Consider the following 17,928-nt stretch of genomic DNA (forward strand, 5'->3'; position numbering starts at 1 on the left):
TAACTTTGTGAAATGAATTATGCTTAGTTACCTTATTGAACAGTAAATAGCATCTCATTGAGTAACCATAGCTTTATATATAAATAAAACCACTGATATAGCNNGCTATATCAGTGGTTTTATTTTTTTAGTTCAAGCAAATTAATAAAGTACAAGTGTTAAAATGATATAGATAACGAGTAAAATCGCTGTTAAAATGTTTAAAATTTTAACACCTTTAATATCTTGCTTACCATATTTAAATGCAGTTACTTCTACATTACCTACGAGTAATAGTAATACTACAAATACCCACCAATTAGACAATGGGAAAGATAGTGTAGTGACTGCTACAACGAATAATAACAATAATGCCATTATTATTCGTAGAATGCGAGTGAATATTGTATTCATTTTATATATACTTATATAACTCACAATTAAGTAAAGTATAGGTAACAATACCAAGTAAAGTTGCATATCTAACATCCTTTCAAAGTTCGCCTTTAATCTTAGCATGAAACAAAAGTGCTGACTAGAATGTTATTCACTTTCTTTTTGACGCATTTTTGAACGAATATCAGCAATTTCATTTTCAATTTGAGCTAATTGACGGTGTAAAGGATCGGTATCTTGATTTACTGACTCTCTTTTATCTAAGTCATTTTGTAATCTAATATAATCATCTTTAAGTTCTGCTAATTTAGAATTTAAATCCATTATAATATCTCCTTTAATTTAATTATATATTAGATAAAATTATAACATGGAATTGAATGGTTCTAAAACAAGTACAAAAGTGTTATAGTATGAAAATGTATTGAAAACGAAATGTATGTTGGAAAGAAGGATTAAAGTGACGCAACAATTCATTATAATTATTTTACTTATTGCATTAGGGTATGGTCTAAAAAAGTTAAAATACTTTAAAGCTAATGATAGCCAAATATTTGCTACATTAGTACTTAATATTACGCTTCCTTCTTTAGTCATTGTTAATTTAAATAAAGCAGAATTGGACCTTTCATTATCAATTTTACCTATTATGATGATCATTTTTGGTGTTTTAGCAAAGATTATTGTGATTTGGTGTTTTTTAAATCATGATAACCAAGTTCGTGGGACAGTAGGAATGATGACAGCTTCTTTAAATATAGGTTTATTTGCGTATCCGTTAGTTGAGGCGATATGGCCTGAAAAAGGAATGATTTACTTTGGAATGGCAGACATCGGTGGCGCTATCATAATGTTTGGTGTTACTTATTTCGTTGGTAGCTATTTTAGTGAAGGACCGGATAGCTTTGATTTCAAATATTTAGGTAAAAATATTGTGAAATCTGTGCCTTTAATGACTTATATGATTATGTTTATTTTAAATTTGCTCAATATTCATTTTCCTAAGCCTGTTATTGACTTTTTCTCAGTATTGTCACAGGCTAACATGCCATTATCAATGTTATTACTTGGTTTAATGTTGAGTTTTAATATTGAAAAACGTTACTTACCATTGGTGTTAAAATATTTATCATTACATTATGGTTTAGGATTAATTGCAGGATTACTGGTGTATTTTTTCTTACCTGTAGATGATGCAATGATTAAAACAACATTATTGATAACATGGTTGTTACCAGTAGGTGTGTCTATTATTCCGTACTCTATACAATTTAAATATAAAACTTTACCGATTGTTGGCATGGTTACCAACTTGACGATAGTGATTAGTATAGTAATTATTTATGTTTATCAGGCGCTATTTATATAACAAAACGAGATTGGATATAAATTTCCATGCTCAAAATAAGAGGACCAATCCTTAATATGGATTGGTCCTCCTTATATATAAAACATTTGATTTTGATCGTGCATGTTTGCCTGGGGTATGGTTCGAGCCAATAGTCTCTCACGCATACTATTTCCCCGGACGTCAGCACGATTCAAAATCGGGACAATTTATATTTTTCTATTCAAAAAAGGTCAATTCGTACGAGTTGATTAATATTACGAAAATAAATAAACGATGTACTTTATGTATAAAGATTTTCGCAGTACATAATTTAAATTACCAATGAAAACTTTAATTTTATATTTGAAAACATTTGGTTTTGACCGTGCATGCTTGCTTGGTGTATGGTTCGAGCCTGTAGTCTCTCACGCATACTATTTTATTAGAAGTCAGTAGGTACAATTTACATTTTGTTATTTAAAACATAATAACCGTCGAAAACAAAATGTTAAAGAATAATTTTGATTGATGATATTTCATAAATCTAAAGAAAACGCCAATTTCTATATCTTTTCAATAGAAATTGACGTTTATTTTTTAGTCAAAGACATGATTGTCTCGAACTTGTTTTTGCAATATTAGATTTATCCTTTTCCACCCATAAAGGCAGGGTAGTTCGTCATTCCACCGTCAACATAAATTGTTGTACCGTGAATGTAATTAGAGAAATCAGAAGCTAAAAATAGCGCGACGTTAGCAACTTGTTGTACTTCGCCTATTTCTTTAGCAGGAATCATCTCTAGAGTTTCAGCACGTGTTTCTGGATCAGAGAATTTTTCACGAGTATGTTCAGTAACAATAGCCCCAGGAGATATATTATTAATACGGATACCATATTGTGCATATTCCATAGACATGGTTTCCATCATTAATTTAAGTCCACCTTTACTTGCTGCGTAGTTAACGTAGTTTGGCCAAGGTATAGTGTCATGTACACTAGAGGTATTGATAATAACACCTTTTTTGTTCTCTTGTAGAAAATGATTCACAGCAGCTTTAGCTCCCATAAATGCTCCAGTTAAGTTAATATCAATTACTTTTTGCCATTCTGCAACAGACATTTCATGCGTAGGGATTGGTTTTTCAAATCCAGCATTGTTCATCATAATGTCTAACGTACCAAAATGTTCAATAGCTGTATTTACCAAACGATTAACATCGTCTTCTATTGAAACGTCCGCTTGAACTTTTATAGCTTGTCCACCAGCTTCTTCGATCAAACGAATTGAAGCATCTACATCTGGAATATGATGGTCAGATAAATAATTTAATACAACTTTTGCTTGAGCTTTACCAAATTCTTCGGCGAATGATTTTCCTAAACCACTACCAGCCCCAGTGATAACTACTACTTTGCCTTCTAAATCTTTAAACATAAAAACTCCTCCTTAAAACTGCAAGTTAACCTTTCAAATTACCTAAAATAAATGCGGCAATAATAATTAATATAATTCCTGCCCATATACCAATCATTTGGCGCTTATCTTTACGCTCTCCTAATAGGAAGATACCACCAAGTGTTGATACAATAACTAGTAATTGTGAAAATGAGAAACTTGTTGCTACTCCAACTCTTGGTTGAGAATAGAACATAAATAAATTACCGATACCCCACACGATACCAGGAATTAAATTTAAAGCTGTACTCTTGATTGATGTTTCGTGTTTCATTGATAAAATAAATCCACCAATGGCCATACCAATAGATTGGAAGAATAAAGCACTTGTACCATCTACACCGAAAATTTGAGCTACAACTACATATACAACATAACCAACAGTTGAAATTAATAAGATAACCATTGCTTTACTAAAGTTATTTGTAGTGTCGGCTGCTTCATTTTTTCCTTTAATAGAAGTTAATGCAATACCGATAACTAATAACAACATTGAAACTAAGCCAAGTGTTACTTGTGTCCCTGTACTCCATTCTCCTAAGAATATGGCACTAAACAATGTTGTACCAACTAATTGTAAACCAGTTGATATAGGCATTGTTTTAGATACACCGATTAAGTTAACTGATTTTAATTGGTAGCCTTGACCTAATGCCCAAAAGGCACCGGAGATCAGACCGACGATAATGACAATTGGTTTGTCAAATTCTGTATTACCAGTTAACAATAAGATAATCCCGATAATTAACGCACCTAAAGTAGTACCTCTGATTTGGTTGAAAGGGCCACCACCGACATATACGTTAATTAAAACAACACTACCCCAAAATAGTGCAGGTAATAGTGCAATTAATAAGTCCATGCTATTACTCACTTCTCTCTCTATGAATTTGTACGTTCAGCCATCCACAATTTGAATAGCTACAAATATATATTTTAAAGGAAAATTATAACTTAGTAAAAAGAAATTTATTTTGAAAGCGTTTTAATTTAGAACATTTATATTTTTCCTTGAATGAATAGTCTGAAGAATAAACATAAAAGGGCAGAAGACGTGAGGATAAATACCTTATTTTAAGGTGAAAGTATATTTGAGGGAATGATGTTTGTTCTTTTCGTGTAACGGATAATGCTACGCCATAAAAAACGAGGGTAGTACAATATTTGGGTGTCGTTGTAACTACTAAAAATTGTATTTAAAACAATGTAAAAGGTAGGCTAAGACATCATAAGTGTCTCGACCTACCTTTATATAGTAGTTATATAATGTTAAGTTACAAACATTAGTGATTTAGAAATAATAAATATTAAGACAGTATTAAACATTGGCAAGTACAAATTTAAATTTTTTAAATTCATTATTTATGTGAAAACCTAATTCATCAAAACGCTCAACTAGTGTTGCATTCTTGCTGCGTATCTTAAATGAAATTTTTGATAAGTTATAGTGTGCAAATGCATAATGCAAAGTATATTTAAGTAAATCGAAGGCGATTCCCATAAAGCGATAATCTGAATGGGAGGTAAAGTATTTAATTTCAGCAGTTTGAGCATTTTCAAATACTTGTAAATATACATAACCTTTTAACACACCTTCTGACATGAATGTAAATAAGTGGTTGGTTTGTTTTAATGAATTAATGATTTCATCAGTTGTCATGGCATCATGATAAAATGTATGTTCATGTAGTTTGCCAAAAGAACGATAATAAGCAGGATGATATTCGGTAATGTTTTGTTCATGAGTTAATTCACCTACATCAGAAGTTGCCTCTAAATGATAATCTGTAAAGTTGTAGTAGGCATTAATTGTTTTCATCGCTTCAGTGAAATCTTGTTCTGTTTCTTCAAAAGTGAAATTAAAGTTTGCTGTCGCTGGATATGCTTGGTACATTGCTGTGAATAGTGTATTAAATTCATTTATTACATCAGTAAGTCCATGTGCTATGAAAGGACCAATCATCTTAAATTTATTTTCACCATAGGCGACAGCTAACAGTAACATCTGAACTTGATTATTGTCGTTAACGCGTGCATAAACACCTGGTGCCTCGATTGATTGTTCAATTAATGAGAGCAATGCATCTTCTTGTTGTGGCAATTTATATAAATATGAAGCCATATGTCGATCTGCGCTATTAATAAATGATTGAATTTGAGTGATATTACTTAGTTTAATTGTGTCCATGATATATACCTCCTTTATAAAAAGACCTAGCCTAAATATATTACTTTAATTATAGGTATATTTGATGAGAATTGAAAGCTAAGATGTGCTATATACATGTTACAATAATATTATTATAAATTTGAAAGGGCGAAATTATGAAATCTCTTATATTAGCTGAGAAGCCTTCAGTAGGAAAAGATATCGCGAAAGCGTTAAATATAAACGAAGGAAAAAATGGTTATTTTGAAAATAATCGTTATATAGTAACTTGGGCATTAGGTCATTTAGTAACAAATGCAACTCCTGAACAATATGACAAAGCGTATCAAGAATGGAAATTAGCAGATTTACCTATTATTCCGTCGACAATGAAAACAGTAGTAATTGCTAAAACTAAAAAACAATTTCAAACAGTTAAAGCATTAATCAATAAACAAAGTGTAAATGAAATAATTATTGCGACTGATGCTGGTAGAGAAGGGGAACTCGTCGCACGATTAATATTAGATAAGGTGCATAATACTAAACCAATTAAACGATTATGGATTAGTTCTGTAACACCTAAAGCTATTAAAGATGGTTTTAATAAACTTAAAGACGGTAGACAATACAATAATCTTTATCAAGCAGCATTAGCAAGAAGTGAAGCAGACTGGATTGTTGGTATAAATGCGACTCGTGCACTTACGACAAAATATGATGCGCAACTTTCCTTAGGACGTGTCCAAACACCAACGATTCAATTAGTGCAAATGCGTCAAAATGAAATTAATCAATTCCAACCAGAAACATACTATACATTAAATATAGAAGTAGAAGGTTTGAAATTTAACTGTACAACTCCGAAACAACATAAAAATAAAGACGTTTTTGCGGATATAAGTGAGAAAGTTAAACATCAAACTGCAAGTATCCAGTCAATTGAGCGTAAAGCTAAAAAAGCATATCCTCAAAAATTATATAATTTAACGGATTTGCAACAAGATGCCTATAAGCGTTTTCGATTTAATCCTAAAGAAACGTTAAATACATTACAAGTATTGTATGAACGCCACAAATTAGTAACTTATCCACGTACAGATTCTAATTATTTAACGGATGATATGGTTTCTACTTTGAAAGATCGATTAAAGGCAATTATGGGGACAGATTTAAAAGAGCATGCCAAAGCACAACTGTCACGTTCATTTAACACAAGAGACAAATTTATTAATAATCAAAAAGTCTCAGATCACCATGCAATCATTCCAACTGAAGTACGAGCAGATTTAAACACGCTCTCACCTAAAGAACAAAAAGTTTATATGCTGATTGCTCAAAGGTTTTTAGAAAATATAATGCCACCATATCAATATGAAGCGGTTGATATAGTAATTAATATAGGTGAGTATAGTTTCTCCTTTAATGGGCAAGTACCACAACAATTAGGTTTTAAAGCGTTGTATGATAACGAGCAACATAACTTTGCATTGAACAGCAACTGGCAGCAAGGAACAACATTATCAGTGAGTCGGACACATATCGCTGAACATGAAACTACTGCACCATCGTATTTTAATGAAGGTTCATTACTGAAAGCGATGGAAAATCCACAGAAATTTTTTGATTTTAAGGATAGCAAGCATGCACAATCGTTAAAACAAGCTGGAGGTATAGGTACAGTAGCTACCCGTGCAGACATTATTGATAAACTGTTTAATATGAATGCTATTGAGTCTCGCGATGGCAAAATTAAAGTGTCACAAAAAGGTAAACAAATATTAGAATTAGCACCTCAAGCATTAACATCACCAATATTGACAGCAGAGTGGGAAGATAAATTAACAAGAATTGAGAAAGGTCAATATAGTGCGAAACAATTTATGGTTGAAATGCGGGACTTTACACAAACTGTAGTTACAGACATTAAAAATAACGAGCAAAAATATAAACATGATAATTTAACTACTACAGAGTGCCCGACATGTGGGAAATTTATGATTAAAGTAAATACAAAGCAAGGTTCCATGCTCGTATGTCAGGATCCAAAATGTAAAACAAAGAAAAATGTCCAACGAAAAACCAATGCACGTTGCCCTAATTGTCATAAGAAAATGACGCTTTTTGGTAGAGGTAAGGATGCCACTTATCGTTGTGTGTGTGGTCATACGGAAACACAAACCCAAATGGATCAACGTCACAAAAATAAAAAGAATGCAAAAGTATCCAAAAAAGATATGAAAAAATATTTGAATAATAATGAAGGAATAGAAAACAACCCGTTCCAGGATGCATTGAAAGGGCTCAAATTTTAGATAATTCGAACTTAAAAACATTTAAAAAACAAAAAGTTCGGATTTACTATTGTGTTTTAGCAATTTGGGTATTAAAATATTAAGGTATTTTAATTAAAGGAGAATTAACCGTGAGAAAATACTTTAAGTTTGATAAGTATGAAACAAACTATAAAAAAGAAGTCCTGGGTGGTTTAACTACGTTTTTATCCATGGCGTATATTTTAGCCGTCAACCCACAAGTATTAAGTTTAGCAGGCGTCGATGGCGTTTCTGACAATATGAAAATGGATCAAGGTGCGATATTTGTTGCAACTGCGCTTGCTGCATTTGTAGGGTCATTATTTATGGGGCTCATAGCACGTTATCCTATCGCTTTAGCTCCAGGAATGGGACTAAATGCATTTTTTGCCTTTACAGTCGTCTTAACAATGGGGATTCCATGGCAAATAGGATTAACCGGAGTACTATTTTCCGGCATATTCTTCGCCATATTAACACTGACCGGATTACGAGAAACCATAATTAACGCAATACCGCATCAGATGAAAATGGCAGTATCAGCAGGAATTGGACTCTTTATTACATTTGTAGGTTTACAAAGTTCAGGTATTATTACGAATAACGATTCAACATTAGTTACTTTAGGTCAAATTACAGATGGACCAGTATTATTAACAATTTTTGGAATTATTGTTACGGTCATTATGTATGCAAGAAAAGTACCGGGAGCTATTTTTATTGGTATGATTTTAACTTCTATTGCCGGTATGATTACAGGATTAATTGATCCACCAAGTAGTGTGGTAGGTAAAGTTCCAAGTATTGAGCCAACTTTCGGAGCGGCTTTTGAAGCTTTCAAAGATCCAAGCCAGTTATTTACGGTTCAATTTTTAATAGTAATTTTAACATTTTTATTTATCGACTTTTTCGATACAGCCGGTACGTTAGTAGCTGTAGCAACTCAGGCTGGTATAATGAAAAATAACAAATTACCACGTGCTGGTAGAGCACTATTTTCAGATTCATTAGCGACAATTGTTGGTGCTATCTTTGGTACGACAACAACGACTTCATATATAGAGTCAACTTCTGGAGTTGCTGTAGGAGCTCGTACGGGATTTGCCAGTGTAGTAACCGGCCTTTGTTTCTTATTGGCTATCTTCTTCAGTCCATTAATGGAAGTAGTTACTAGTGCGGTTACAACACCAGCATTAATTGTAGTAGGTGTTTTAATGGCTGCTAACTTCGCTGAAATAGAGTGGCGTAAATTTGAAGTAGCAGTACCATCATTTATTACTATAATAATGATGCCACTGTCATATTCTATAGCGACAGGTATCGCATGTGGATTCATTTTTTATCCGATAACAATGCTTATTTCCAAACGACATAAAGAAGTACATCCTATGATGTATGGATTAATGGTCTTATTCATTCTATATTTTGTATTTGTTCATGGTTAATAATAAAGAGCATTCGGCATCAAACCGAATGCTCTTTTTATATAATGTATAGTTCCAACATAAATAAACTAATATCTATTGCCATAACGATCTTGCGTATAAACTACTTTAGCATGTTTGTTTGGTACGTATATTGGTGAGGACAGTACAACAAGTATGAAAAATAGCATTAAAAAGAATAGTATCCAATGCACAATCATTCCTATAAATGGTATGAAGGCGATAAACGTACCAATAATACCAAGTAACGGGATGATAAGCATAGGCTTGATTGAATTTTGGCGATCAACAAACAAAATTAGTACGATTATAAAATAAAGAAAAATATTTATAAGCAGCGGCTGCCAGCCAAAACTCAAAATTAAACTACCACCTAAAAAAGGAATGCCATAAATAAGCTCACTTAAAATTAGAACAGTACTAAGGATAAGCAAAGTTATTCTTATTCCGTTCTTCATTATCATTCACCACCTATCAATAACTATTATATAGTAAGAACAGAAAAATTTATAACAATATGGAATGGTTTAAACCTAAAATAATTATATAAATTTCATAAATTTTAGGTAAATGGTTGAAGTGAGCTACAAATTCAAGTACAATATCAAAGTATGTGTTAGACAAAAGTTATAAAAGTTTTGTAGAAAAGCTTGATAAATCAATGCTTTTCGTGTAACATATCTAATGTTGGACTTTAAGAAAACGCGAGGAAGCGAAAGGTTACTGACACACCCGGCCGCTTTGCCATGGCGTTGTGTGAGATAGTTTTCGTGGAGAAGTCTATCAACTTAAATGTAGACGAATAAGGAGGGAAAATTATGGCAAAACAAAAAATCAGAATCAGATTAAAAGCTTATGATCACCGCGTTATTGATCAATCAGCTGAAAAAATTGTTGAAACAGCGAAACGTTCTGGAGCAGATGTTTCTGGACCGATTCCATTACCAACTGAAAGATCAGTTTATACAATTATCCGTGCCGTGCATAAGGACAAAGATTCACGTGAGCAGTTCGAACAACGTACTCATAAACGTTTAATCGACATTGTTAACCCTACACCTAAAACAGTAGACGCTCTAATGGGCTTAAACTTACCATCTGGTGTAGACATCGAAATCAAATTATAATAGAAAAAATTAGGAGGTGGACTTTCGATGACCAAAGGAATCTTAGGAAGAAAAATCGGGATGACACAAGTTTTCGGAGAAAACGGTGAATTAATCCCAGTAACAGTAGTAGAAGCAAACCAAAACGTTGTATTACAAAAGAAAACTGAAGAAGTTGACGGATACAACGCAATCCAAGTAGGCTTTGAAGATAAAAAAGCTTATAAAAAAGATAGCAAAACAAACAAATATGCTAGTAAACCAGCTGAAGGTCATGCTAAAAAAGCTGACACAGCACCTAAGCGCTTCATTCGTGAATTCAGAAACGTTAATGTTGATGAATACGAAGTAGGTCAAGAAGTCTCAGTTGATACATTTGAAGCTGGCGACGTTATTGATGTAACAGGCGTATCTAAAGGTAAAGGTTTCCAAGGCGCAATCAAACGTCATAACCAAGCACGTGGACCAATGGGTCACGGTTCTCATTTCCACAGATCACCAGGTTCAGTTGGTATGGCTTCAGATGCTTCAAAAGTTTTCAAAGGACAAAAAATGCCTGGACGTATGGGCGGTAACACTGTAACAGTACAAAACTTAGAAGTAGTTCAAGTAGATACTGAAAACAATGTTATTTTAGTTAAAGGTAATGTACCTGGTTCTAAGAAAAGCTTATTAGAAATCACAACTTCAATTAAAAAAGGTAATAAATAATAAAGACGAAAGGAGGAAAAAGCATAATGGCTAATTATGATGTAGTAAAAGTAGACGGAACTAAATCAGGTTCAGTAGAATTAAATGATGCAGTATTTGCAATCGAACCAAACAAAGACGTTCTATTTGAAGCAATCACTTTACAACGTGCTTCATTACGCCAAGGTACTCATGCTGTTAAAAATCGTTCAGCAGTACGTGGTGGTGGACGTAAACCATGGAGACAAAAAGGTACAGGACGTGCGCGTCAAGGTACAATTCGTGCGCCACAATGGCGTGGTGGTGGTATCGTATTCGGACCAACTCCAAGAAGTTATGCTTATAAAATGCCTAAGAAAATGCGTCGTTTAGCTTTACGTTCAGCATTATCTTACAAAGTACAAGAAAATGCGTTAACAGTAGTTGATGCAATTAACTTTGAAGCTCCTAAAACTAAAGAGTTCAAAACAGTACTAGCAAACTTAGAACAACCTAAAAAAGTATTAGTAGTTACAGAATCAGAAGATGTGAATGTTGCATTGTCAGCACGTAACATCCCTGGAGTACAAGTTTCTACAGCACAAGGTTTAAACGTATTAGACCTAACAAGCGCTGATAGTGTTGTAATCACAGAAGCAGCTGCTAAAAAAGTTGAGGAGGTGCTCGGATAATGGAAGCAAGAGACGTTCTTAAGCGCCCCGTAATCACTGAAAAATCTTCTGAAGCTATGGCTGAAGATAAGTACACATTCGACGTTGATACTCGTGCGAACAAAACGCAAGTTAAAATCGCAGTTGAAGAAATCTTTGATGTAAAAGTTGATAATGTAAATATCATTAACTACAAACCAAAGAAAAAACGTATGGGCCGTTACCAAGGCTATACAAATAAAAGACGCGTAGCAATCGTGAAATTAAAAGAAGGATCAATCGATCTATTCAACTAAAAAATTACCAATAAGGAGGTAAACGACAATGGCTCTAAAAAAATATAAGCCAATTACTAATGGTCGTCGTAATATGACTACGTTAGATTTCGCTGAAATCACGAAAACTACACCTGAAAAGTCATTATTACAACCGCTACCGAAAAGAGCGGGACGTAACAACCAAGGTAAATTGACAGTTCGCCATCATGGTGGAGGACACAAACGTCAATACCGTGTTATTGATTTTAAACGTAACAAAGATGGAATTGCTGCAAAAGTAGATTCTATCCAATATGACCCAAACCGTTCAGCTAACATTGCATTACTAGTTTATGCTGATGGTGAAAAACGCTACATCATTGCTCCTAAAAACTTACAAGTAGGTCAAGTTGTTGAGAATGGTGAATCAGCTGATATTAAAGTAGGTAATGCGTTACCACTTCAATTCATTCCAGTAGGTACTGTTATTCACAATATCGAATTAAAACCTGGTAAAGGTGGACAACTTGCACGTTCTGCAGGTACAAGTGCTCAAGTACTTGGTAAAGAAGGTAAATATGTATTAGTAAGATTAAGATCTGGCGAAGTACGTATGATTCTTTCAACTTGTCGTGCGACAATTGGTCAAGTTGGTAATATTCAACACGAACTTGTTAACGTTGGTAAAGCTGGACGTTCAAGATGGAAAGGTATTCGCCCAACTGTTCGTGGTTCTGTAATGAACCCTAACGATCACCCACACGGTGGTGGTGAAGGTCGTGCACCTATCGGTATGCCATCTCCAATGTCACCTTGGGGCAAACCTACACTTGGTAAGAAAACACGTCGTGGTAAGAAATCATCAGATAAACTTATCGTTCGTGGTCGTAAGAAAAAATAATAATAACTTATTTGGGTGTGCGGCTTAAAGGCTGCACGCACATAATAAGAAGGGAGGCGCCAATATGGCTCGTAGTATTAAAAAAGGACCTTTCGTCGATGATCATTTAATGAAAAAAGTCGAAGCTCAAGGCGAAAGCGAGAAAAAACAAGTAATTAAAACTTGGTCACGTCGTTCAACTGTATTCCCTAATTTCATCGGTCACACATTCGCTGTATACGATGGACGTAAACATGTACCTGTATTTGTAACTGAAGATATGGTTGGTCACAAATTAGGAGAATTCGCTCCAACTCGTACATTTAAAGGACACGCTGCAGACGACAAAAAAACTAGAAGATAATTTCTAACAAGTAGAGGAGGAAATCCGAATGGAAGCAAAAGCGGTTGCTAGAACTATAAGAATCGCACCTCGTAAAGTTAGATTAGTATTAGATCTAATTAGAGGTAAAAGCGCTGGAGAAGCTATTGCAATTTTAAAATTAACTAACAAAGCTTCATCACCAGTTGTTGAAAAATTATTAATGTCCGCTTTAGCAAATGCAGAGCATAACTATGACATGAATACAGATGAGTTAGTTGTGAAAGAAGCATATGCTAACGAAGGACCAACATTAAAACGTTTCCGTCCACGTGCACAAGGCCGTGCAAGTGCGATTAACAAACGTACAAGCCACATTACAATCGTCGTAAGTGACGGTAAAGAAGAAGCTAAAGAAGCTTAATAAAAAATTTAAGGAGGGAACACTGTGGGTCAAAAAATTAATCCAATCGGACTTCGTGTCGGTGTAATTCGTGATTGGGAAGCTAAATGGTATGCAGAAAAAGACTTCGCTTCACTATTACATGAAGATTTAAAAATCCGTAAATTCATTGATAACGCATTAAAAGAAGCATCAGTTTCTCATGTAGACATCGAACGTGCTGCTAACCGTATCAACATCGCTATTCATACTGGTAAACCAGGTATGGTAATCGGTAAAGGCGGTTCAGAAATTGAAAAACTTCGTAATAAATTAAATTCATTAACTGATAAAAAAGTACACATCAACGTAATCGAAATTAAAAAGGTTGACTTAGATGCTCGTTTAGTTGCAGAAAACATCGCGCGTCAATTAGAAAACCGTGCTTCATTCCGTCGTGTACAAAAACAAGCTATTACAAGAGCTATGAAACTTGGTGCTAAAGGTATTAAAACACAAGTATCAGGTCGTTTAGCTGGAGCAGACATCGCTCGTGCTGAACAATATTCAGAAGGAACTGTTCCACTTCATACATTACGTGCTGACATTGGTTACGCACACGCAGAAGCTGACACTACTTACGGTAAATTAGGTGTCAAAGTATGGATCTATCGTGGAGAAGTTCTTCCTACTAAGAACACTAGTGAAGGAGGAAAATAATAATGTTACTACCAAAACGTGTAAAATATCGTCGTCAACATCGTCCTAAAACAACTGGTCGTTCTAAAGGCGGTAACTATGTAACATTTGGTGAGTATGGTTTACAAGCAACTACAACTTCTTGGATAACATCTCGTCAAATCGAATCAGCTCGTATTGCAATGACACGTTACATGAAACGTGGCGGGAAAGTTTGGATTAAAATCTTCCCTCATACACCATATACGAAAAAACCTTTAGAAGTACGTATGGGTGCTGGTAAAGGTGCTGTAGAAGGCTGGGTTGCAGTAGCAAAACCTGGTAGAATTTTATTTGAAATTGCAGGCGTTAACGAAGACGTTGCGCGTGAAGCATTACGTTTAGCAAGTCACAAACTTCCAGTTAAAACTAAGTTTGTAAAACGTGAAGAATTGGGTGGTGAAACAAATGAAAGCTAAGGAAATTAGAGACTTAACCACTTCAGAGATTGAAGCACAAATCAAATCTTCGAAAGAAGAGCTTTTTAACCTACGCTTTCAGTTAGCTACAGGTCAATTAGAGGAAACTGCACGTATTCGCACAGTCAGAAAAACGATTGCCCGTCTAAAAACTGTTGCTCGTGAAAGAGAAATTGAACAAGGTAAAGCTAATCAATAATTAATTGAAAGAGGAGGTTACAAAAGTGAGCGAAAGAAATGATCGTAAAGTTTATGTAGGTAGAGTCGTTTCAGATAAAATGGACAAAACTGTAACTGTACTTGTAGAAACATACAAAACACACAAATTATACGGTAAACGAGTAAAATACTCTAAAAAATATAAAACTCATGATGAAAACAACTCAGCTAAGTTAGGGGACATCGTTAAGATTCAAGAAACTCGTCCTTTATCAGCTTCTAAACGTTTCCGTTTAGTCGAAATTGTTGAAGAATCAGTAATCATATAATAAACACTATAGATAAAGGAGGTTTAACTCATGATCCAACAAGAAAGTCGCTTAAAAGTAGCAGATAACTCTGGTGCTCGTGAAGTTCTTACAATCAAAGTATTAGGTGGATCTGGTCGTAAAACAGCTAATATTGGTGACATTATCGTTGCTTCTGTTAAAAATGCTACACCAGGTGGCGTTGTTAAAAAAGGCGAAGTAGTTAAAGCTGTTATCGTACGTACAAAATCTGGCGTACGTCGTAACGATGGTTCATATATCAAATTTGATGAAAATGCATGTGTCATCATCCGTGACGACAAAGGCCCACGTGGTACTCGTATTTTCGGTCCTGTTGCTCGTGAATTACGTGAAGGTAGCTTCATGAAAATCGTATCATTAGCTCCAGAAGTACTATAATAATCTTTTATAATATATAAGCTTAAGGAGGTGCCACACATGCATATCAAAAAAGGTGACAACGTAAAAGTTATCGCAGGTAAAGACAAAGGTAAAGAAGGTAAAGTATTATCAACTGAACCTAAAAAAGACCGTGTCGTTGTGGAAGGTGTCAACTTTATCAAAAAACACCAAAAACCAACTCAATTTAACCCTGAAGGTGGAATCTTAGAAACAGAGGCAGCTATCCATGTTTCTAACGTACAATTATTAGATCCAAAAACGAATGAACCTACTCGTGTTGGATATAAATTCGAAGATGGTAAAAAAGTTCGTATCGCTAAAAAATCAGGCGAAGAAATCAAATCTAATAATTAATAACTAGTTGAAAGGAGGATCCACTGTGAACCGTTTAAAAGAAAAATTCAATACAGAAGTTGCTGAAAGCTTGGTTAAGAAATTTAATTATAGTTCAGTAATGGAAGTACCAAAAATCGAAAAAATCGTTGTAAATATGGGTGTCGGTGACGCTGTTCAAAACTCTAAAGTGTTAGATAACGCTGTAGAAGAATTAGAACAAATCACTGGTCAAAAACCATTAGTTACAAAAGCTAAAAAATCAGTTGCAACATTCCGTTTACGTGAAGGTATGCCAATCGGTGCTAAAGTTACTTTACGTGGCGAAAGAATGTATGACTTTTTAGATAAATTAATTGCTGTATCATTACCACGTGTTCGTGACTTCCGCGGTGTTTCTAAAACTGCATTCGATGGTCGCGGTAACTACACATTAGGTGTTAAAGAACAATTAATTTTCCCTGAAATTGACTATGACAAAGTATCAAAAGTACGTGGAATGGATATCGTTATCGTAACTACTGCTAACACTGACGAGGAAGCTCGTGAATTGTTAACACAATTCGGTATGCCATTTCAAAAATAATCTCTAAAAGGAGGCTAATTAAGTGGCTAAAACTTCAATGGTTGCTAAGCAACAAAAAAAACAAAAGTTCCAAGTACGTGAATATACTCGTTGTGAACGCTGTGGTCGTCCACATTCTGTATATCGTAAATTCAAATTATGCCGTATTTGTTTCCGTGAATTAGCTTATAAAGGCCAAATCCCTGGCGTTCGTAAAGCTAGCTGGTAATTAAAAGAGTCTGAAAGGAGGCAACAATCAATGACAATCACAGATCCAATTGCAGATATGCTAACTCGTGTAAGAAACGCAAACATGGTTCGTCACGAAAAGTTAGAATTTCCTGCTTCTAATATCAAAAAAGAAATTGCCGAAATCTTAAAAAGTGAAGGTTTCGTAAAAAACGTTGAATTTGTAGAAGACGATAAACAAGGTGTAATTCGTTTATTCCTAAAATATGGTCAAAACAATGAACGTGTTATCACAGGATTAAAACGTATTTCTAAACCAGGTTTACGTGTTTATGCTAAAGCTAACGAAGTACCTAAAGTACTTAACGGTTTAGGTATTGCTCTAGTATCAACTTCTGAAGGTGTTATCACTGACAAAGAAGCTAGAAAACGTAATATCGGTGGAGAAATCTTAGCATACATTTGGTAATAATAAATAAGGAGGTGCGATAACATGAGTCGTGTTGGTAAAAAAATTATTGACATCCCTAGCGACGTAACAGTTAGCATAGAAGGTAACAATGTAACTGTTAAAGGTCCAAAAGGCGAATTATCTAAAACTTTAAACGAAAGAATGACATACAAACAAGATGAAACTACTTTAGAAGTTGTTAGACCTACTGATTCTAAAGATGACAGAACAGTACATGGTACAACTCGTGCTTTAATTAACAATATGATCCAAGGTGTTTCTCAAGGTTTCACAAAAACACTTGAACTTGTTGGTGTTGGTTACCGTGCACAAATGCAAGGTAATGACTTAATTTTAAACGTTGGTTACTCTCACCCAGTAGAAATTAAAGCTGAAGATGGCATTACTTTCACTGTTGAGAAAAACACAACTGTAACTGTAACTGGTATTTCTAAAGAACGCGTAGGTGCTTATGCTTCTAACATCCGTTCAACTAGACCACCAGAACCATACAAAGGTAAAGGTATCCGTTACCAAGGTGAATACGTTCGCCGTAAAGAAGGTAAAACTGGTAAATAATAAATAACTTTCTACAGAAAGGAGTATTGAAATGATCAGCAAAATTGATAAAAACAAAGTACGTTTGAAAAGACATGCACGTATTCGTACTAAATTATCTGGTACAGCTGAAAAACCTCGTTTAAACGTTTACCGTTCAAACAAACACATCTATGCACAAATCATCGATGATGTTAAAGGTGTAACTTTAGCTCAAGCTTCAACTCAAGATAAAGAAATTGCTAATGCAGAATCTTCAAAAGTTGAATTATCAGCAAAAGTAGGCGAAACAATTGCTAAAAAAGCAAGCGACAAAGGCGTATCAACAATAGTATTCGATCGTGGAGGATATTTATTCCACGGACGTATTAAAGCATTGGCAGATGCAGCTCGCGAAAACGGTTTAGAATTTTAATTTAAAGGAGGG

Annotated in this window: 27 protein-coding genes; 21 read left to right on the top strand and 6 right to left on the bottom strand. The window is 34.4% G+C overall.

Annotation, left to right across the window (positions count from 1 at the left end):
• Nucleotides 1-141 precede the first annotated feature (141 nt).
• Nucleotides 142-459 (bottom strand): membrane stabilizing protein MspA, encoded by a 318-nt coding sequence (gene mspA / locus JVU85_RS08710; protein ID WP_002509286.1) that lies wholly within the window; start codon nt 457-459, stop codon nt 142-144.
• Between the two features lie 63 nt (nt 460-522).
• The gene (locus JVU85_RS08715) at nt 523-699 is read right to left on the bottom strand and encodes an SE1832 family protein (protein ID WP_002509285.1); all 177 of its coding nucleotides are present in this window, start codon (nt 697-699) and stop codon (nt 523-525) included.
• A gap of 136 nt (nt 700-835) precedes the next feature.
• Here JVU85_RS08715 and JVU85_RS08720 point away from each other — a divergent pair, with 136 nt between their 5' ends.
• A complete protein-coding gene (locus JVU85_RS08720; RefSeq protein WP_002509284.1) occupies nt 836-1,744 on the top strand; it encodes an AEC family transporter in 909 nt (302 codons plus the stop codon).
• 605 nt (nt 1,745-2,349) lie between these two features.
• Here the strand turns inward: JVU85_RS08720 and JVU85_RS08725 are convergent.
• The 3 genes from JVU85_RS08725 to JVU85_RS08735 form a co-directional block, all read right to left on the bottom strand.
• Nucleotides 2,350-3,141, bottom strand: a complete 792-nt coding sequence (locus tag JVU85_RS08725; RefSeq protein ID WP_002509283.1) for a glucose 1-dehydrogenase — start codon at nt 3,139-3,141, stop codon at nt 2,350-2,352.
• A 25-nt stretch (nt 3,142-3,166) separates the two neighbouring features.
• Nucleotides 3,167-4,024 carry a RhaT/GlcU family sugar-proton symporter gene (locus tag JVU85_RS08730; RefSeq protein ID WP_021458966.1) on the bottom strand — a complete coding sequence of 286 codons (858 nt, stop codon included), beginning with the start codon at nt 4,022-4,024 and terminating at the stop codon, nt 3,167-3,169.
• 456 nt (nt 4,025-4,480) lie between these two features.
• A complete protein-coding gene (locus tag JVU85_RS08735; RefSeq protein WP_107380007.1) occupies nt 4,481-5,350 on the bottom strand; it encodes a GNAT family N-acetyltransferase in 870 nt (289 codons plus the stop codon).
• 137 nt (nt 5,351-5,487) lie between these two features.
• Between JVU85_RS08735 and JVU85_RS08740 the strand changes: the two genes are divergently transcribed.
• Both JVU85_RS08740 and JVU85_RS08745 read left to right on the top strand, forming a co-directional pair.
• Nucleotides 5,488-7,626, top strand: coding sequence for a DNA topoisomerase III (locus tag JVU85_RS08740; protein WP_107377808.1), 2,139 nt, complete (start codon nt 5,488-5,490; stop codon nt 7,624-7,626).
• A 110-nt stretch (nt 7,627-7,736) separates the two neighbouring features.
• Nucleotides 7,737-9,071, top strand: a complete 1,335-nt coding sequence (locus JVU85_RS08745) for an NCS2 family permease (protein WP_002509279.1) — start codon at nt 7,737-7,739, stop codon at nt 9,069-9,071.
• Between the two features lie 68 nt (nt 9,072-9,139).
• Here the strand turns inward: JVU85_RS08745 and JVU85_RS08750 are convergent, their stop codons facing one another.
• Nucleotides 9,140-9,529: a hypothetical protein gene (locus JVU85_RS08750; protein WP_002509278.1), complete on the bottom strand. Its 390-nt coding sequence runs from the start codon at nt 9,527-9,529 to the stop codon at nt 9,140-9,142.
• Nucleotides 9,530-9,889: 360 nt separating this feature from the next.
• On the opposite strand from JVU85_RS08750, the gene rpsJ reads away from it, so the two are divergent.
• From rpsJ to rplR, 18 genes are all read left to right on the top strand, one after another.
• Complete coding sequence (rpsJ, locus tag JVU85_RS08755) at nt 9,890-10,198, top strand: 30S ribosomal protein S10 (protein ID WP_167867853.1); 309 nt, start codon at nt 9,890-9,892, stop codon at nt 10,196-10,198.
• Nucleotides 10,199-10,225: 27 nt separating this feature from the next.
• Nucleotides 10,226-10,888, top strand: coding sequence for a 50S ribosomal protein L3 (gene rplC, locus JVU85_RS08760; RefSeq protein WP_002509277.1), 663 nt, complete (start codon nt 10,226-10,228; stop codon nt 10,886-10,888).
• A gap of 26 nt (nt 10,889-10,914) precedes the next feature.
• Nucleotides 10,915-11,538 carry a 50S ribosomal protein L4 gene (gene rplD, locus JVU85_RS08765; protein ID WP_002509276.1) on the top strand — a complete coding sequence of 208 codons (624 nt, stop codon included), beginning with the start codon at nt 10,915-10,917 and terminating at the stop codon, nt 11,536-11,538.
• Nucleotides 11,538-11,813, top strand: coding sequence for a 50S ribosomal protein L23 (rplW, locus tag JVU85_RS08770; RefSeq protein WP_002509275.1), 276 nt, complete (start codon nt 11,538-11,540; stop codon nt 11,811-11,813). Before rplD ends, rplW begins: the two co-directional genes overlap by 1 nt.
• A 28-nt stretch (nt 11,814-11,841) precedes the next feature.
• On the top strand, nt 11,842-12,675 hold the full coding sequence (gene rplB / locus JVU85_RS08775; RefSeq protein ID WP_002509274.1) for a 50S ribosomal protein L2: 834 nt from the start codon (nt 11,842-11,844) through the stop codon (nt 12,673-12,675).
• Nucleotides 12,676-12,739: 64 nt separating this feature from the next.
• Nucleotides 12,740-13,018: a 30S ribosomal protein S19 gene (rpsS, locus tag JVU85_RS08780; RefSeq protein WP_002509273.1), complete on the top strand. Its 279-nt coding sequence runs from the start codon at nt 12,740-12,742 to the stop codon at nt 13,016-13,018.
• A gap of 28 nt (nt 13,019-13,046) precedes the next feature.
• The gene (rplV, locus tag JVU85_RS08785; RefSeq protein WP_002509272.1) at nt 13,047-13,400 is read left to right on the top strand and encodes a 50S ribosomal protein L22; all 354 of its coding nucleotides are present in this window, start codon (nt 13,047-13,049) and stop codon (nt 13,398-13,400) included.
• A gap of 24 nt (nt 13,401-13,424) precedes the next feature.
• A complete protein-coding gene (gene rpsC, locus JVU85_RS08790) occupies nt 13,425-14,078 on the top strand; it encodes a 30S ribosomal protein S3 (protein ID WP_002509271.1) in 654 nt (217 codons plus the stop codon).
• A gap of 2 nt (nt 14,079-14,080) precedes the next feature.
• Complete coding sequence (rplP, locus tag JVU85_RS08795) at nt 14,081-14,515, top strand: 50S ribosomal protein L16 (RefSeq protein WP_002509270.1); 435 nt, start codon at nt 14,081-14,083, stop codon at nt 14,513-14,515.
• Nucleotides 14,505-14,714, top strand: a complete 210-nt coding sequence (gene rpmC, locus JVU85_RS08800) for a 50S ribosomal protein L29 (protein WP_002509269.1) — start codon at nt 14,505-14,507, stop codon at nt 14,712-14,714. Before rplP ends, rpmC begins: the two co-directional genes overlap by 11 nt.
• Before the next feature lie 25 nt (nt 14,715-14,739).
• Complete coding sequence (rpsQ, locus tag JVU85_RS08805) at nt 14,740-15,003, top strand: 30S ribosomal protein S17 (RefSeq protein WP_002509268.1); 264 nt, start codon at nt 14,740-14,742, stop codon at nt 15,001-15,003.
• A 30-nt stretch (nt 15,004-15,033) separates the two neighbouring features.
• Nucleotides 15,034-15,402: a 50S ribosomal protein L14 gene (rplN, locus tag JVU85_RS08810; protein ID WP_002509267.1), complete on the top strand. Its 369-nt coding sequence runs from the start codon at nt 15,034-15,036 to the stop codon at nt 15,400-15,402.
• 39 nt (nt 15,403-15,441) lie between these two features.
• Nucleotides 15,442-15,759, top strand: a complete 318-nt coding sequence (gene rplX, locus JVU85_RS08815) for a 50S ribosomal protein L24 (RefSeq protein ID WP_002509266.1) — start codon at nt 15,442-15,444, stop codon at nt 15,757-15,759.
• Between the two features lie 25 nt (nt 15,760-15,784).
• Complete coding sequence (gene rplE, locus JVU85_RS08820) at nt 15,785-16,324, top strand: 50S ribosomal protein L5 (protein WP_002509265.1); 540 nt, start codon at nt 15,785-15,787, stop codon at nt 16,322-16,324.
• Nucleotides 16,325-16,346: 22 nt separating this feature from the next.
• Nucleotides 16,347-16,532 (top strand): type Z 30S ribosomal protein S14, encoded by a 186-nt coding sequence (locus JVU85_RS08825; protein WP_002482625.1) that lies wholly within the window; start codon nt 16,347-16,349, stop codon nt 16,530-16,532.
• A gap of 30 nt (nt 16,533-16,562) precedes the next feature.
• Nucleotides 16,563-16,961, top strand: a complete 399-nt coding sequence (rpsH, locus tag JVU85_RS08830; RefSeq protein ID WP_002509264.1) for a 30S ribosomal protein S8 — start codon at nt 16,563-16,565, stop codon at nt 16,959-16,961.
• A gap of 24 nt (nt 16,962-16,985) precedes the next feature.
• Entirely contained in the window at nt 16,986-17,522 is a 537-nt protein-coding gene (gene rplF / locus JVU85_RS08835) for a 50S ribosomal protein L6 (RefSeq protein ID WP_002509263.1), read from the top strand.
• A 31-nt stretch (nt 17,523-17,553) separates the two neighbouring features.
• Nucleotides 17,554-17,916 (top strand): 50S ribosomal protein L18, encoded by a 363-nt coding sequence (rplR, locus tag JVU85_RS08840; RefSeq protein WP_204171491.1) that lies wholly within the window; start codon nt 17,554-17,556, stop codon nt 17,914-17,916.
• Nucleotides 17,917-17,928: the final 12 nt, after the last annotated feature.

This window comes from Staphylococcus sp. GDY8P72P (assembly GCF_016890655.1).
Taxonomy (GTDB): domain Bacteria; phylum Bacillota; class Bacilli; order Staphylococcales; family Staphylococcaceae; genus Staphylococcus; species Staphylococcus arlettae.